Consider the following 15756-nt stretch of genomic DNA (forward strand, 5'->3'; position numbering starts at 1 on the left):
CGCGAACAGTCCGCAAGCTGGGAGTACCGGTTTCGATCGCCACCCGATTGGCGCAGCACCGCCGAGCCTGTAAGGTTAGGCACGCCTAATCCGTTCCGGTGCCGAGGGGGCCGCGATTGAGCCAGCAGCGGTCCTTCCGTGACGCGCGCGAGATCGGCGACGGCCTCGCGTCGTCGCTCCTGCGGGTCTCCGGCCTGCAGGAACGCACCGAGCTGCGCCGCGACGTCCCGGCCGGCTGGATCCGCTGTTCGGAGCTGCTGGAGACGCCGGCGTACTTCGGCGAGTGGCGCGCGCTCCTCGGCGACTGGCTGCTGCGCGAGCACGACGCGACCCCGGCCCGCACGACGGCCAGCTGGGTGATGACGTGGTACCTGCACGTCCCCGCGTACATCGGGGCGCTGCTGCTGCACCACGAGCGGCGGGTGCCATCGCTGAAGCCGGCGGAGCTGGCGTTCCGGCTGGCGGACGACCGCCCCCACCCGGACGGCATGGCGGTGCTGGGTGACGCGTTCCACTGCCTCCCGACGGACCCGGGCTCGGCCCGCCCGGAGGCGACGGTGGTCCGCGACGAGCGCGCGCTGGCGGCGGTCCTGCGCGCCCGCTACCTGGCCCACGCGGCATCGTTCGTACGGGCGTACGCCCCGGTGAGCGAGCTGGGCCGCCGCACGCTCTGGGCGGCGGCGACGGACGCGCTGGAGAACTCGCTGTGGTGGGCGGGCCGCCAGGGCGGAACCCCGGAGGCGGAGGGCGCGGGCGTCGCCGACGCGGCACTGGTCCTGGACGCGCGGTACCCGCCGTTGACCGCGGCATCGACGTTGCGCTTGAACGAGGGCCCGGACGGCCACCGCGAGTGGACCCGGCGCCGCGAGAGCTGCTGCTTTTCGTACTTGCTCCCGGCCGAGTCCGAGTGCGACGGCTGCCCGCGCACCTGCGCCCGCTGAGTCAGGCGGTCCAGGCCGGATCGCGTCCCGAGGCGCCCAGAGCCCGCTCCAACGGCGAAGCCCCCGCCAACACCGCCACAGCCTCCCCGTACACCCCCATCGCCCGCGCCTGGTCGCCCATGGCCACCGCGGACTCGTACACCGCCGTCGCCGCTTCGGGCGCCCACTGCGGCTCCTGCCCGCTCGCGCGGGCCAGGTCCCACCCGTGCAGGACGAACTCGCCCAGCACCATGTCGCCGACCACCGCCGCCGGCAGCGAGGCCGTCCCCAGCGCCGTCGTCCCCTCCCAGGCCGCCGGTGCCCCGAACACCTCCACCAGCGTCTCCGTCTGCTTCTCCAGCGCCGGCCGCCAGTCCGCCGTCACCAGGCCCGCCGACGCCTCGGCGGCAACCGGCACCGGCGGCTCCTCGCGGCGGCCCGCGGCGAGGAGCCACGGCCCCCAGTACAAGAGGTGGTTGAGCAGCCCGCGGACGTCGTAGCCCGCGCACGGCGTCGGGGCGGACAGGTCGGTCACCGCGTGGGCGACCCGGAGGAACCCGGCCGCGGCGGGCCGGACGAGCGAGGCGTTCATGACGCGATCCAATCCGGGCGCCGCGGGGCCGTCTTGAAGGAACGCGACAGCTACCGTTGGCCGGTGGGCGAGCACCGGATCCCGCGCGGCATCGTGGCCGAAGCCACCGCGCGCACGATGTTCACGCTGACCCGGTACGCACCCGCGCCCGAGCTGGCGGAATTCGTCGATTACCACTGGGTGCTGCACTGGGACCTGCGCGGCAAACCGGCCTACGACCAGCGCGTCCTGCCGAACCTCGCGGTGCACGTCACGTTCTTCCCCGGCGCCTCCGGCGTCCACGGCCCGGCGCACGACGTCTTTTCCCACCGCCTCGAAGGCCGCGTCCAGGGCTTGGGCGTGCGTTTCCGGCCGGGGTGCTTCCGCGCGTTCCTCGGCGGCCCGGTGAGTGACATCACCGACCGCGCTGTCCCGCTCGCGGACGTTTTCGGACGGAAGGCGATCGAAGCCGCGGAATCGGTGCAGAACGCGGCCGACGACACGCAAATGGTCCACGCGATCGACAACTTGCTGATCGCAAATCCCGTCGAGCTCTCGCCGGCCGCGCGACGGGCCGCCGAGTCCGTGGAATCAATCGCACGGGATCCCGGAATTACCCGGGTGGCGCAACTGTGCGCCGATACTGGACTAACCACCCGGTCCGTCCAGCGGTTGTTCGCCGAACACGTCGGCTGCACGCCCAAGTGGGCGATCCGGATATACCGCCTCAACGACGCCGCGCAACGGATCGCCACCGAAAGTGAGCCGGATTACGCCGGACTGGCGGTTCGGCTGGGCTATAGCGACCAGTCGCACTTCATCCGCGATTTCCGGGCGGTGACGGGCCAGCCGCCCGCGGAGTACGCCCGCACGGCGCGGGCGGACAGCGAACGGACACCGGACAGCGACCGGACATGAAGAAAGCCGCCGGGCGAATTCGCCCGGCGGCTTCGGCTGAACCCCGCTTCGAGGAGTTTCCGGCCGGCCCGGTGACCTGCGATCACCCGGTCCGGCGGAAGGGTCCTCAGTTCTTCTTGTGGTAGGCGTCGACGACCTCGGACGGGATCCGACCCCGGTCCGAAACCGCGTAACCGTTCTTGCGCGCCCACGCCCGAATGGCCTGGTTCTGCTCACGGTCGACGGCGGCCGGACGGGACGGGCCCTTGCCCGCGACCGGACGCACCGAAGCGCGCTTGCGGCCACCCGCGCGACGGGCGTGCTCGACGTACTGGGCGAGCGCGTCCCGCAGCTCTTCGGCGTTTTCCGAAGAGAGGTCGATCTGGTAGCTCACGCCGTCCAAACCGAACTCGACGGTCTCTTCCGCCTCGCTGCCGTCCAGGTCGTCGACCAGCGAGACGAGCACCTTCTGTGCCATCCGATTCCTCCTGCGGGGACTTGCGCAATGATCTGGTTACGGGGCGAGCCCCGGACAGAAGACTTTGTCTAGAACATTAGTACCCGCTTCTGGAGGACAGCGCAAATCTCATTGCGGTAAACGACACTGCCGGGTTATTCGGGTCGCACGAGCGGGAAGAGGATCGTCTCCCGGATACCGAGACCGGTCAGCGCCATCAGCAGCCGGTCGATCCCCATTCCGACACCGCCGCTGGGCGGCATTCCGTACTCCAGGGCGCGGAGGAAATCCTCGTCGAGCCGCATGGCTTCGCTATCGCCCTGCGCGGCCAGCCGGGACTGTTCGGTGAGCCGTTCCCGTTCGACGACCGGATCGACGAGCTCGGAGTATCCGGTGGCGAGTTCGAATCCGCGCACGTAGAGGTCCCACTTCTCGGCGACGCCGGGCCGCGAGCGGTGCTGCCTCGTCAATGGCGACGTCTCCAGCGGAAAATCACGGACAAACGTCGGTGCGTGCAGGTGATCTCCGACGAGGTGTTCCCACAGTTCCTCGACCAGCTTCCCGTGCCCGAGCTTCGGATCCACTTCCAGGCCCCTGGCCTGCGCGAATCCGTGCAGTTTGGCGGCGGGCGTCTCCGGCGTCACCTCTTCGCCGAGGGAATCGGACAACGACTCGTACATTCCGAGTGTGGTCCATTCGCCGGAGAGGTCGTACTCCGAACCGTCGGGCAGCGTGACGACCTGGGTGTCCAGCACCGCCTGCGCGGCCTCCTGGATCAGCTCTCGCGTCATCACCGCATTGGTGTCGTACGTGGCGTACGCCTCGTAGTACTCGAGCATCGCGAACTCCGGCGAGTGCGAGGAGTCGCTGCCCTCGTTCCGGAAGTTGCGGTTGATCTCGAAGACCTTTTCGATGCCGCCGACGACGCAGCGCTTGAGGTAGAGCTCCGGCGCGATCCGCAGGAACAGCTCCATGTCGAACGCGTTCGAGTGCGTGACGAACGGGCGGGCCGCGGCGCCGCCGTGCAGCGTCTGCAGCATCGGCGTCTCGACCTCGGTGAACCCGCGGCGGTGGAACGACTCCCGCAGCGACCGGACCACGCCGGCGCGCGTGCGCACGACGTCCCGCGCGCGCGGGCGCATGATGAGGTCGACGTAGCGCTGGCGGATCCGCGTCTCCTCGGCCAGGTCCTTGAAGGCGTTGGGCAGCGGGCGCAGCGCCTTCGACGTGATGCGCCAGGAGTCGGCCATCACGGACAGCTCGCCGCGCTTGGAGGTGATGACCTCACCCTGCACGAAGACGTGGTCGCCGAGGTCGACGTCGGACTTCCACGCCGCCAGCGCGTCCTCGCCGACCTTCGCCAGGCTGATCATGGCCTGCAGCTCGGTGCCGTCGCCCTCGCGGAGGCTCGCGAAGCACAGCTTGCCCGTGTTGCGCAGGAACATCACCCGGCCGGTGACGCCGACGGTCTCGCCGGTGGCGGTGTCGACGGGCAGTCCGTCGTGCGCCGCCCGCACCTCGGCGAGCGAGTGCGTCCGGGGGACCTCGACCGGGTAGGGATCGATACCCTCCGCGAGGATCCGGTCGCGCTTCTCCCGGCGCACCCGCATCTGCTCGGGCAGTTCGTCTTCGGCGGGCTCGCTGGTGGGAGGGGGCTTTTCGGTCATGCCCATAGCGTACGAACCCGGCTGAGCGCTACGCCAACCGGATTACCTTTCCTTTCCCTCCATTAACCTGGCCCGGTGAGTGATCCCTCCCGCGCCGAGCGCGCTTCCTCCTTCGGCAGCCGCGCCGCCGCGTACGCCGAGCACCGGCCCGGCTACCCGCGGGAAGCGATCGAATGGGGCCTTTCGGGCGCGACCGGAACACCGCGCCGGGTGCTCGACCTCGGCGCCGGAACGGGCAAGCTCACCCTCGGGCTCGCCGAGCTCGGACTCGCCGTGACCGCGGTCGAACCCGACCCGGAAATGCGCGCCGAACTGGGCCGGGTGGTGCCGTCGGCGACGTCGCTGGCGGGCCGCGCGGAACGGATCCCGTTGCCCGACGCGGAGGTCGACGCGGTTTTCGTCGGCCAGGCGTTCCATTGGTTCGACGTGCCGGCGGCGATGACGGAGATCGCGCGCGTGCTGCGCCCGGGCGGCGTGCTGGTGCCGATGTGGAACTACGAAGACGAATCGGTGCCGTGGGTGGCGAAGTTCACCGAACTCGGCCGCGAAGGCGCCCGCAGCCCGGCGTCCACGGAAGATTTGCGGCAGGTGGAACACCCGGAGTTCGAACCGTTCGAAAGCGACTCGTTTCACCATGCGCAACGGCGCACGGCGGAGAGCCTCCTGGAAACGATCGCGACGTATTCGATGGTGATCGTGTCGGCACCGGAAGAGTCATCGGCGCTGTTGACGAGGCTGAGCGCGTTCCTGGCGGCGAATCCGGCGACGGCGAGCGGCGAGTTCGACCTGCCGTTGGTCACGTGGGGACTGCGCGCCCGGCGGCATTGACCTCGATCGAACTGGAGGTTCGATACTGCGGGGATGAGCAGGAAATCGTTGGGGCGAGCCCTGATCTCGCTGACCTCTCTCGTGACCGCCGTCGGCCCGTACCGTGCCGACTGGAACGAAACCCACGTGCACAACCCGGCCTGGCCACCGCACGCGAAGTTCCACAACGGGCAGACCATGAGCCTCGGGCTCGCGCTGGGCGTCACCAGCCTGTGGCAGCTGTGGCGTGCACCGACCCGCGCGGGGCTCGACGCGGGGGCCGCGCTGGCGTCGCTGTACTGGCTGACGCAGATCTCCGCCCTCGCCTACCCGGGTTCGAAGGCCGTGGACCCGCCGGGCGAAGGACGGTTCCCGCAGGCCAAAGTGGCCTTCCCGGCGTTGGCGGTGACGGCGCTCGGGTACGTCCTCGAACGGCGGCGACTCAGCGCGGGAAGTACGGCCGCAGCGTCGCCGCGGTGATCCGATCGAGCACCCGGTCCGGCAGCACGCGCACCAACCGCGTCAACAACCCCGCGTCCCGCCCGATCGCGTAGCGCGTTCGTGGCCGGCGCGCCGTAGCCGCGTCGGCCACGATGCTTCCGGCCTTCTCCGCCGGCATGCCCGCACGGGTGAACCGCAACGAATGAGCGACCACAGCCTCGACGAGCCCGCCGTAGCGCCGCTGGTGCTCTGCGCTCATCTCCGAAGCGAGACCGGTCGCGGTGGCGGCACCCCGCGAGCCCATCTCGGTCCGCACCGCGCCCGGCTCGACCACGACCACCTCCACCCCGTGCGGCGCCAGCTCGCGGCGAAGCGCGTCACTGACCGCCTCGAGCGCGAACTTCGTCCCCGCGTACGGCCCGTACGTCGCCATCGCGACCTTCCCGCCCACCGAGCTGATGTTCACGATCCGCCCGCCGCTGGAGTGCAGGAACGGCAGCAGCGCCTGCGTCACGGCGACGTGCCCGAACAAGTTCACGTCGAACAGCCGCCGCCACTCGTCGAGCGGCAAGGCCTCGACCGGCGCGTTCACCGAAATGCCCGCGTTGTTGATCAGAGCACGCAGCGGCAGCCCCGCGTCGGACACCCGCGCAGCGAGGGAAGCGACGTCCGAAGGCCGCGTGATGTCCAGGATCACCGGCGAGATGCCTTCAGCCTGGATAGCGGACGCGTCGGCTTCACGGCGGACGCCCGCCAAGACGTGGTAGCCGCGAGCGGCGAGCGAGCGGGCGGTCGCCAGACCCAACCCCGTCGAAGCCCCGGTGACGACCATCAGTTCGTGTGACGTTGTCATACGAACTACTGTCCAGAACTCATGTGACAATGTCAACCATGGTGACCCGAGCGGAAAGCGCGGCCGCGACCCGAGACGCGCTCGTGCGCGCCGCCTCCGAGCTACTCGACGAAGGCGGACCCGACGCCGTGACGCTGCGCGCGGTGGGCGCCCGGGCCGGCGTCTCGCGCGGCGCGCCGTACGGGCACTTCGAAGACAAGGCGCACCTGCTGACCCAGCTCGCCGTCGACGCCTGGGACTCCCTGGCCGACGAGGTCGAACACCTGCGCGCCGCCCCGGACGCGACTCCGGCCGAGACGCTCGAACGAGCGCTCCTGGCGCTCATCGGGCTCGGGCGGCGGCAACCGCACCTCTACGCACTCATGTTCAGCACCCCGGCCGACGCGCCGGACGCCGCCAAGGCCGCGAGCCGCGTCGAGCACCAGTACCTCGACGCCGTCGCCGACCTCGTCGGCGAGGCCAGCGCCCGCCGCTACGGCGCCCTGCTCATGTCGAGCGCGCACGGCATCGCCGGGCTCGAACTCAGCGGCCACCTGGCCGAGGAGAAGTGGGGCGTCGACGGCGAAGAACTCGTGCGCACGCTCGTCGACGCGATCAAGCACTAAGGCCGGATGTTCCGCTCGTAGACCAGCCGCAGCCCCAGCAGCGTCAGGTCCGGGACGTGGTCGGTGATCGTCTCCGACTCGCTGATCACCAAGGGCGCCAGGCCGCCGGTCGCGAGCACCGCCACCGGTTCCGTCCCGCCCGGCGACAGCTCGCGCACGATCCGCTTGACCAGCCCGTCCACCTGCCCGGCGAACCCGTAGAGGATCCCCGACTGCAGGCACTCCACGGTGTTCTTCCCGATCACCGACCGCGGCGGGACCAGCTCGACCTTCCGCAACGCCGCCGCGCGCAACGCCAGCGCGTCCACCGAAATCTCGATCCCCGGGGCGAACGCGCCGCCGAGGAACTCGCCGCGCGCCGAGATCGCGTCCACGTTGGTCGACGTGCCGAAGTCGACCACCACGCACGCCGTGCCGCTGTGGAGGTGGTGCGCGGCCAGCGTGTTCGCCAGCCGGTCCGCGCCCACCTCCTTCGGGTTGTCGACCAGCAGCGCCACACCCGTGCGGACGCCCGGCTCCACCACGATCTTCGGAATGGCCGCGTAGTAGCGCGAAAGCATCACGCGCAGTTCGCGCAGCACCGCCGGCACCGTCGAGAGCGCGCTGATGCCCGTCACGGAATCCGCGTGCGGGCCCAGCAGGCCGCGCACCGTCAACGCCAGCTCGTCGGCCGTGATGCGCGCGTCCGTCCGCATGCGCCAGTCGCCCACCAGATCGTGGCCGGACCAGAGCCCCAGGACGATGTTCGTGTTGCCGACGTCGACGGTGAGCAGCAAGCGGGTCAGCTTTCCGCGTGCAGCAGCGCGTCGAGGCGACGGGCGTCGGCCGTCTCCGCGACCGGGAACACCGCCGTCTCCTCCTCCGGCGGCAGCGTCACCGTGCCGGACAGCAGCCCCGACCCCTCGGGCGCGTAGCCCGGATCGGCGTGCCGGTGGACGATCCGGTTGTCGGCGTCGACGAACACCACGCGCGGTTCGTACGTCGCGGCTTCGGCGTCGTCCATCTGCCCGTAGGAGATGAGGATGACCAGGTCGCCCGGGTGCACCAGGTGCGCCGCGGCGCCGTTGATGCCGAGCACGCCGCTGCCGCGCTCGCCCTTGATGACGTAGGTCTCCAGCCGCGCGCCGTTGGTGACGTCCACAATGGACACCTGTTCGCCCGGCAGCAGGTCCGCGGCCTCCATCAGGTCCTCGTCGACCGTCACGGAGCCGACGTAGTGCAGGTCGGCCTGGGTCACGGTGACGCGGTGGATCTTCGACTTGAGCATGGTGCGGTACATAGTGGACTCCTATTCCCCTGCGTCCAGCCGCTCCGGGTGCTCGACGGCGGAGCCGAGCAACACCGGAACGTTGTCGATCAGCCGGGTACTCCCCACCCGGGCCGCGATCAACAGTCGTGCCTCACCGTCGACGGGCGCGGGCCCGAGGTCGGTTCCCCTCAACTCCAGGTAATCCACCTCGACCGCGGGCCGCGCGGCGAGGGTCTTCCACGCGGCCTCGAGGACCGCCTCGGCACCGTCGCGCCCGACGAACGCGCCCGCGGTGAGGGCGGCCGACAGGACCACGGCGTCTTCACGCTGTTCGGGCGTCAGGTAGACGTTGCGCGACGACAGCGCCAGCCCGTCGCGCTCCCGCACGGTCGGCACGCCGATGACGTGCGTGTCGATGTTCAGGTCGCGCACCATCCGCTTGATCAGGACCAGCTGCTGGTAGTCCTTCTCGCCGAAGAGCGCGTAGTCGGGGCGAAGCAGGTTGAACAGCTTCGCGACGACCGTCAGCACGCCGGCGAAGTGGCCGGGCCGGACCGCGCCCTCCAGCTCGTCGCCGAGCGGGCCCGGGTGCACGGTCACGACCGCGCCCTCGCCGTAGAGGGCGTCGGCGCTGGGCGTGAACGCGATTTCGACGCCGTCCTCGCCCAGCACGGCCAAGTCGGCTTCCAGCGGACGCGGGTAGGCCTCGAAGTCTTCGCCCGCGCCGAACTGCAGCGGGTTGACGAAGATCGAGGTGGCCACGACGTTGTTCGGCAGCCGCTTCGCGCGGCGGATCAGCTCGCGGTGCCCGGCGTGCAACGCGCCCATGGTGGGCACGAGCGCCAGCTTGCGGCCGACGCCGTGCAGGGCCCGGCTGACCTGGCTGATCTGCTCCGGCGACGCAAACGTGTTCAACGTGCCGCGGCTGAATTTCGGTGTGGTCACTGGTCTTGGTGCCCTTCGGCGGGATCGTCGAGGAGTTCGGTGAGGTCTTTGGCGGCCGCGGTGTCCAGCAGCCCGGCAGCCGACGAACGCGCCACCGTGCGCCTGGCCAGCGCGCGATAGGCCGGCTCCACCTCCGGCGCCCGGTCCGCCAGCACCGCGAGGTGCTTGCGGACGGTGCCGAGATCGCCACGCGCGACCGGCCCGGTGAGGGCGCGGTCGCCGTGTCGCAGCACATTATCCAACGCCGCCGAAAGCAGTGGTGCGACCAGGCGCTCGGAATGCCCGATTCCCGCCTCCCGCAAGACTTCCGCGCAGTCGGCGACCAGCGTCATCAGGTGGTTCGCGCCGTGGGTCAACGCAGCGTGGTAGAGCGCTCGCGCGGAGTCGGGGATGCGCACCGGCTCGGCACCCATCTCGACCGCGAGGGCCTCGCCGACGTTCCAGGCCGCTTCGTCGTCCGCTGCGGCCGTGACGCCGATGCTGCACGCCGCCAGCCGTTCGAGGTCTTCTTCGCGGCCGGTGAACGTCATCACCGGGTGCAGCGCGAGCGCCAGCGCCCCGGCTTCGGCGGCGGGAGCGAGCACGTCGATGCCCTGCGCGCCGGAGGTGTGCACGACGATCTGGCCGGGCCGCAGCGACTCGGTGGCGACGAGCCCGCGGACCATGCCGGCCAGCGCGTCGTCGGGGAGGGCGAGCAGCACCAGGTCCGCCCGGCGGACGGTTTCATCGGGCGGCAGCAGGGGCACGTCGGGGAGGAGGCGTTCGGCACGGCCCAGCGACGCGGCGGACAGCCCCGAGGCGGCGACGACGGTGTGCCCCGCCCGGGCCAGCGCGGCACCGAGCACACTGCCCACCCGGCCGGCGGACACGACGCCGACCGCCAGGCGAGCGGGCCTCATCATGGCGTGCGCCTGTGGACGCTCATGGTTGGCAGACTCCCTCTGCTCTCGTTCCAGTCCCTTTCCGGGTACCGGACGAACGGCGCGAGACTAACTCGATTAAGCGCGAAGCGTTGAGCCCGGGTGACCAGCTTCACCCGGACTGGGTCACCCTCGGGCAGCCTCGTCGGCGAGGCGCGTCGCCTCCGCGCGAGCGGCCTTCAACGTGCGCAGCAGCTCCTGCTGGCGCTGCCGGTCGTCGTCGGTCGTGAGCTCCCGCCGGTCCAGGAACGCGAGCTCGGTCACGCTGGCCTGGTAGACGGCGACGGCCTTCGCGGCGCGCTTGCCGGACTGGCGTTTCGCCTGCCGCCGCCAGGCCCGCCGCCCGGGCAGGCTGGCCAGCAGGTCGACCTCCGACGGCGCGATCCACCGCGCGGCGGCCATGTGCGGCAGCGCGGTGGCGATGATGCGCTGCTCCCGCCGTCGTTGCAGGACGACCAGGTAGAGCACGCCGAGGAACAGCGGCAGCATGATCAGGAAGTAGACGGTGAGGAACTTCGACCCGCCGAGCAGCGCGGCGCTGTTCCACAGCGCGTGCAGGCAGACGGCGGCCAGGTAGCCGGCGATCGGGGCGAGGACCTTCAGCCCCTTCGCCGACGTCCGCGCGGCGATGCCGATCCCGATGCCGGTGAGCACGGCGAACAGCGGGTGTGTGAAGGGCGCGAGGACGCCGCGGAGGAAGAACGCCGTGATGACGCCTTGACTGTGCCCGTCACCGAAGCCGTAGTCGGCGAACGCGCGGCCGAAGTAGTAGATGTTCTCGGTGAACGCGAACCCGGCGGCGCTGAAGCCGGCGTAGACGACGCCGTCCACGACGCCGTCGAACTCTTCCGAGCGGCGCCAGAGCATCAGCACGACGAAGAGGGCCTTAGCGGCCTCCTCGACGACCGGCGCGGAGATGAGCGCGGCGATGGTGTTGCCGCTGCCCTTGCCGAGCAGCTCGTCGCCGACGGCCTCGGCGGTGGTGTTGATGAGCAGCGCGGTGATGGTCGCGATGCAGGCGCCCCAGGCGAAGGCCAGGAGGAGGAACTTCGCCGGTTCGGGCTCCCAGCGGTCGACCCAGAGCAACCCGGCGACGACCCCGGCGACCGGCACGAGCGCGGCCAGGACGCCGATGGTGACGGCGAGCGGGCCGACCCGCGCGGTGGCCAGGCCGAAGAGGAACAGGCCGCAGAGGGCGACCACGATCAGGCCGAGCACCGGCAGCAGCACGGTGATCCGGCGAGGCCGCCGTCCCCGGTCGAGTCCCGTCGCGGGCGAGAGGGTTCCGCTCACAGCCGGTCACCCTACGCAGACCGGACAGGAACGTGAACGCCACCTGGCACACACGGCGCCGGTTTCAGCCTGCCGGGCGCCTCTGGCGCGCCCCAAGGCGGCCTTCGGTGCGTGCCACGCACCCGAGGTGGCCTTGGTTGCGTCACAGCCGAAGGCCACATTGGGTTGCGTCCCAGCACCCAAGGCCACATTCGGTGCGGCTCGCGCACCCAAGGCCGCATTGGGGGCGCTTGGGGCCCGAGCGGCGCGTCAGTCCTCCGCGCGGCGACGGCGGCGGGGCGTCGAGCCCGTTCCGCCGTTCGCGGCCAGCAGCTCGCTCACCGACCGGCCCGCCGTGTGCGAACCGCTGCCCGGGGGCGCCTCGGCCGACCGGTGGCCGTTGCGGGCGTGGCCGTTGCTCGCGCCGTTGTGGCCGTTGCCGTTCTGCTCCACGTCCGCCGGGTCGACCGGGGTCATGTTGCGGCGCGACATCGACGCCCGCTCGGCGACCATGCCCTCCCACGCCGGCGGCTCGCCGTCCGGGCGACGGCGGCGGCCACCGCCCGTCGGCTCCGGTGCGGCGGGCACGGCCGGCATCTGCTGCGACTCGTCCGGCTTGCGGCGGCGGCCACCCGAGCGGCCCTGGTAGTTGCGGACCGACTCCGGCAGCGTCGGGTTCACCAGCGGCGCGTCGGCCTGCGCGGCCTCGGTGGGCGCGCGGTGCGAACCCCCGTGCCGCGACGCCGGCTCGTCGAGGATCGGCGACATGTCCGCCCGCGAGAACTGCTCCAGCCGCGACGGACGGCGGCCGTCGGCGGCCGGGACCGGCGTGGTCGGCGGCACCACCGGCGGCAGGTTCGTGCGCGACGGCTGCCGCGAGGCCGGCGGGTTGTTCGGCACGGGTGTCGTCGGCGGGACGACCGGCGGCAGGTCGCGACGCGACGCCGAGGCGTCCCGCGGCATCGGCGGGGTCTTCGGCTCCGGCGGCTTCGGCCGGTTCGGCCGCTGGCGCTCGGCGAAGTCGTCCCGGTTCTGGAAAGCGGCGCTCAGGTCGGTCACCGGCCGGATGTCCGACCGCGACATCTCCGACGGCTTCACCGGCGGGGCGGGGCGGGCGGGCGCCGGACGCGGCGGCTCGGGCGGCTTGCGCGGCCCGTTGCCGACGCGCGGCAGGTCCGGACGCGACATCTCCACGCGCGGGATGTCCGGGCGCGACATCTCGACCCGCGGAATGTCGGGACGCGACATTTCCACCCGCGGGATCGCGGGCATCGAGCGTTCCACGCGCGGGATGTCCGGACGCGACATTTCCACCCGCGGAATGGCCGGCATCGAGCGTTCGACCCGCGGGATGTCGGGCATCGACCGCTCGACGCGCGGGATGTCCGACCGCGAGACCTCGCCCGGCCGCGGCGCCTCGACGCGCGGCAAGTCCGACCGCGAAACCTCGGCGGGCCGCATGGCCGGCCGCGACAGCTCCGCGCGGCGCGCGGGCGGCGGCTCGGGACGGCGGATCTCCGTTTTCGGCTCCGTCGGGCGGCGGATCTCGGTCTTCGGCTCGGGCCGCGGCACCTGGCGCGTCGGCTCGACGGCCGCCTCGGGACGGCGTTCGGGCTTCCCGACCTCTTCGGGCTTCGGCAGCCGCATCGGCTGCGACTCGGCCTGGCGGCGGGCCGCCTCGGCGCGCAGCTCGGCGGCCTTCAGCTCGCGCTGCGCGGCGTTCAGCGCCGGGTCCACCGCCGGCACCGGCGGGCGGCGGTCGCTCAGCGGCGTCGGCCGCGAAATCTGCTGGGTGCTCTGCGCGGATACGTTCGCCGGGGCCTTCGGGACCGGCTTGCCGCCGAAGCCCTTGCCGAGGCCCTTGCCGTTGCCGGGTTTCCCGCCCGAGGCCTTGCGGCGCCGCTCGTCGAGCACGCGGTCGATCAGCTCGGTCGGCCGCTCGCCCGGCTCGGCCGGCTTCTTCCCGGCCATCAGCTGCGCCGGCTTCTTCTTCGGCGCGGCGTCGGGGATCATCCGGTTCTCGTCGGAGACCTTGCGCATCCGGGTCGCCTGCGCGGTCAGCGCGACGCGCTCGAGCAGCACCTCACCGCCGAACAGCGACTGGAGGCTGTCGCGCAGCGCGGAGACTTCGGCGCGCAGCGCCTCCAGCTCCTCGCGGCCCTTGGAGTCGGCCGTGCTGCGGTTCTCGGCCTCCACCTCCAGCTCGAATTCACGCCGGGCCGCGATCTCGCGTTCCAGCTCCAGTTCGTACACAGCCTGCGCCTCGGCGACCGCGTCCTCGCTCTGTGCCGCGTGCTTGCGGTACTTCACGGCGAGAAAAGCGCCGATCAGGGCAGCCCAGAGGGCGGCGACGATCCCGAGCCTGAGGTAGCGGAGATCGTCGCTGAGCACCAGTGCGAGGGTGGCTCCGATGGCGAGGACAAAGCCGACGACGAGCCACGGCCTGCCCAGTAGGCGGCCGCGCGAGTCGTCACCCACGCCGGTCATGCCTGACACCGTACCTGCTCGTAATCCGAACGAGACCTACTCGGTCCCGCGAGCGGTGGGATTCCAGCGCTAACCGGTCGTCCCGCGGGTGTGCTCCCGATCTTGGTCGCGCGGGGTCCGGCAGCAGTGTTCGAGCCACAAACCCGCTGCTACCAGGGCTACGGAGGACACGACGCCGACCACGCCGGCGCGGGTGTCGAGAACCGCGGCGACGAGTTCGTCACGTCGCGGGAAAACGTAGGCGAGCGCGGCCAGCCAGGCGCCGCCCATGAACGCCCCGGCGAGTGACGAAGCCTTCGCCAGCGCCACCGACCGGGCGATCCCGATCGCGGCGACGACCCGGCCGTTCTTGATCCGAGAGCGGATGGAGAGCGCGAGCCCGGCCTCGACCAGGGCCAGCACGGCGAAGGTGACGCCGGCGAACGTCGGCAGCTGCGGCAGCGAGCCGTACGCGACGACGAAGAGGAGGTAGCCGAGGACCAGGCCGAGCAGCCCGGCCACCACCAGGTCGCGAGGCCGGGTGAAGTGCATAGGACAACCGTACCGAGCTGTGTCGTTCGGGGCTTCGCCCCGGGCCGGGGGCTTCGCCACCCGGACCCCCTGAAGATTAGATTTGACTCTCCCCTGACTGGAGAGTTCAAGATGCGTCTTGTGGGCACCACCGCGACCTTCACCATCGGCGAGCTGGCCCGGCGGACCGGCCTGCCGGTCAAGACGATCCGCTTCTACTCGGACGAGGGCCTGCTGCCCCCGACCGAGCGGACCGACGCCGGCTACCGCCTCTACGACGCTGCGGCGATGGCCCGGCTCGAGCTGGTCCGCACCCTGCGCGAGCTCGGGCTGGGCCTCGCCGACGTCTCCGCGGCGCTGACGCAGTCGGCGACGGTCGGCGAGCTGGCGACCCGGCACGTCGAGGCGCTGGACGAGCAGATCCGGCGCCTGCGGCTGCGCCGGGCGGTGCTGCGCGCGGTGGCCAAGCGTGATTCCGAGCTGGAGGAAGTGAAACTGATGAACCGTCTCGCGTCGATGTCCGACGAAGAGCGCAAGCGGCTGGTCGACGAGTTCTGGGACGAGATGGTGTCCGGGCTCGCGATCGACCAGGAGTTCTACCAGCGCATGCGCGCGGGCAAGCCGGAGCTGCCGGACGACCCGTCGCCGGAGCAGCTGGAGGCCTGGATCGAGTTCGCCGAGCTGGTGCAGGACCCGGAGTTCCGGGCGCTGATCCGCGGCATGAGCGAAACCCAGGCGGCGCAGATCAAGTCGGGTGAGTTCCAGCAGCCCGCGGAGGCGTGGCGCGAGAACTGGGACGCGTGGGTCGCGCGGGCGACCGAGGCGCTGGCCGCGGGCGACGCTCCCACGTCAGAGGTGGGGCAAACGCTTGCGGCGGACATCGCGGCGACGTCGGCCCGGCCGGACCAGGACCCGGCGTCACCCGAGTTCCGCCGCGAGCTGGCCGACCGCTTCGCCACGAGCGGCGACGCGCGAGCCGAGCACTACTGGAAGCTGCTGGGGATCATCAACGGCTGGCCCCCGTTCCCGACGACCCGGCCGGCCGTCGGCTTCATGATCGAAGCCCTGCGCGGCTGACCGCACCGGAACGACAACTCGGCGACGGGCCGGGGGTGACGGGTAACGGACACCCCCGGTTCACCGATGAGCCATGTT

At 71.5% G+C, this 15756-nt stretch carries 17 protein-coding genes; 6 read left to right on the forward strand and 11 right to left on the reverse strand.

What is annotated here, in order from left to right:
- Positions 1–116 precede the first annotated feature (116 nt).
- Complete coding sequence (locus tag ACZ7OH_RS13850) at positions 117–941, forward strand: (2Fe-2S)-binding protein (RefSeq protein ID WP_470281130.1); 825 nt, start codon at positions 117–119, stop codon at positions 939–941.
- Position 942: 1 nt separating this feature from the next.
- Here ACZ7OH_RS13850 and ACZ7OH_RS13855 read toward each other — a convergent pair whose 3' ends face one another.
- A complete protein-coding gene (locus tag ACZ7OH_RS13855; protein ID WP_470281131.1) occupies positions 943–1512 on the reverse strand; it encodes a TIGR03086 family metal-binding protein in 570 nt (189 codons plus the stop codon).
- A gap of 63 nt (positions 1513–1575) precedes the next feature.
- Between ACZ7OH_RS13855 and ACZ7OH_RS13860 the strand changes: the two genes are divergently transcribed.
- On the forward strand, positions 1576–2409 hold the full coding sequence (locus ACZ7OH_RS13860; protein WP_470281132.1) for a DUF6597 domain-containing transcriptional factor: 834 nt from the start codon (positions 1576–1578) through the stop codon (positions 2407–2409).
- A gap of 106 nt (positions 2410–2515) precedes the next feature.
- Here ACZ7OH_RS13860 and ACZ7OH_RS13865 read toward each other — a convergent pair whose 3' ends face one another.
- Both ACZ7OH_RS13865 and lysS read right to left on the reverse strand, forming a co-directional pair.
- Positions 2516–2866, reverse strand: coding sequence for a histone-like nucleoid-structuring protein Lsr2 (locus ACZ7OH_RS13865; protein WP_086674451.1), 351 nt, complete (start codon positions 2864–2866; stop codon positions 2516–2518).
- A 134-nt stretch (positions 2867–3000) separates the two neighbouring features.
- The gene (gene lysS, locus ACZ7OH_RS13870) at positions 3001–4512 is read right to left on the reverse strand and encodes a lysine--tRNA ligase (protein WP_470281133.1); all 1512 of its coding nucleotides are present in this window, start codon (positions 4510–4512) and stop codon (positions 3001–3003) included.
- Between the two features lie 75 nt (positions 4513–4587).
- Here lysS and ACZ7OH_RS13875 point away from each other — a divergent pair, with 75 nt between their 5' ends.
- Complete coding sequence (locus ACZ7OH_RS13875; RefSeq protein ID WP_470281134.1) at positions 4588–5340, forward strand: class I SAM-dependent methyltransferase; 753 nt, start codon at positions 4588–4590, stop codon at positions 5338–5340.
- 33 nt (positions 5341–5373) lie between these two features.
- Entirely contained in the window at positions 5374–5799 is a 426-nt protein-coding gene (locus ACZ7OH_RS13880; protein ID WP_470281135.1) for a DUF6640 family protein, read from the forward strand.
- Here the strand turns inward: ACZ7OH_RS13880 and ACZ7OH_RS13885 are convergent.
- Positions 5762–6613 carry an SDR family NAD(P)-dependent oxidoreductase gene (locus tag ACZ7OH_RS13885; protein ID WP_470281136.1) on the reverse strand — a complete coding sequence of 284 codons (852 nt, stop codon included), beginning with the start codon at positions 6611–6613 and terminating at the stop codon, positions 5762–5764. The genes ACZ7OH_RS13880 and ACZ7OH_RS13885 overlap by 38 nt on opposite strands.
- 38 nt (positions 6614–6651) lie before the next feature.
- Here ACZ7OH_RS13885 and ACZ7OH_RS13890 point away from each other — a divergent pair, with 38 nt between their 5' ends.
- On the forward strand, positions 6652–7218 hold the full coding sequence (locus tag ACZ7OH_RS13890) for a TetR/AcrR family transcriptional regulator (RefSeq protein ID WP_470281137.1): 567 nt from the start codon (positions 6652–6654) through the stop codon (positions 7216–7218).
- Here ACZ7OH_RS13890 and ACZ7OH_RS13895 read toward each other — a convergent pair.
- The 7 genes from ACZ7OH_RS13895 to ACZ7OH_RS13925 all read right to left on the reverse strand — a co-directional run bounded on the left by ACZ7OH_RS13895 (position 7215) and on the right by ACZ7OH_RS13925 (position 14622).
- Complete coding sequence (locus tag ACZ7OH_RS13895) at positions 7215–7994, reverse strand: type III pantothenate kinase (protein ID WP_400896278.1); 780 nt, start codon at positions 7992–7994, stop codon at positions 7215–7217. The two genes, ACZ7OH_RS13890 and ACZ7OH_RS13895, sit on opposite strands and share 4 nt — an antisense overlap.
- 5 nt (positions 7995–7999) lie before the next feature.
- On the reverse strand, positions 8000–8497 hold the full coding sequence (gene panD, locus ACZ7OH_RS13900; RefSeq protein WP_086674446.1) for an aspartate 1-decarboxylase: 498 nt from the start codon (positions 8495–8497) through the stop codon (positions 8000–8002).
- 9 nt (positions 8498–8506) lie between these two features.
- Positions 8507–9412: a pantoate--beta-alanine ligase gene (panC, locus tag ACZ7OH_RS13905; protein ID WP_470281138.1), complete on the reverse strand. Its 906-nt coding sequence runs from the start codon at positions 9410–9412 to the stop codon at positions 8507–8509.
- Positions 9409–10368 carry a Rossmann-like and DUF2520 domain-containing protein gene (locus ACZ7OH_RS13910; protein WP_400897530.1) on the reverse strand — a complete coding sequence of 320 codons (960 nt, stop codon included), beginning with the start codon at positions 10366–10368 and terminating at the stop codon, positions 9409–9411. Before ACZ7OH_RS13910 ends, panC begins: the two co-directional genes overlap by 4 nt.
- Positions 10369–10458: 90 nt before the next feature.
- Positions 10459–11562 carry a PrsW family intramembrane metalloprotease gene (locus ACZ7OH_RS13915; protein ID WP_470281445.1) on the reverse strand — a complete coding sequence of 368 codons (1104 nt, stop codon included), beginning with the start codon at positions 11560–11562 and terminating at the stop codon, positions 10459–10461.
- A 312-nt stretch (positions 11563–11874) separates the two neighbouring features.
- Positions 11875–14091: a DUF6779 domain-containing protein gene (locus tag ACZ7OH_RS13920; RefSeq protein WP_470281139.1), complete on the reverse strand. Its 2217-nt coding sequence runs from the start codon at positions 14089–14091 to the stop codon at positions 11875–11877.
- Positions 14092–14160: 69 nt separating this feature from the next.
- Entirely contained in the window at positions 14161–14622 is a 462-nt protein-coding gene (locus ACZ7OH_RS13925; protein WP_400896284.1) for a DUF3180 domain-containing protein, read from the reverse strand.
- Between the two features lie 120 nt (positions 14623–14742).
- Here ACZ7OH_RS13925 and ACZ7OH_RS13930 point away from each other — a divergent pair, with 120 nt between their 5' ends.
- Positions 14743–15678, forward strand: a complete 936-nt coding sequence (locus ACZ7OH_RS13930) for a helix-turn-helix domain-containing protein (RefSeq protein ID WP_470281140.1) — start codon at positions 14743–14745, stop codon at positions 15676–15678.
- Positions 15679–15756 lie beyond the last annotated feature (78 nt).

Source organism: Amycolatopsis sp. NPDC114478 (assembly GCF_055633805.1).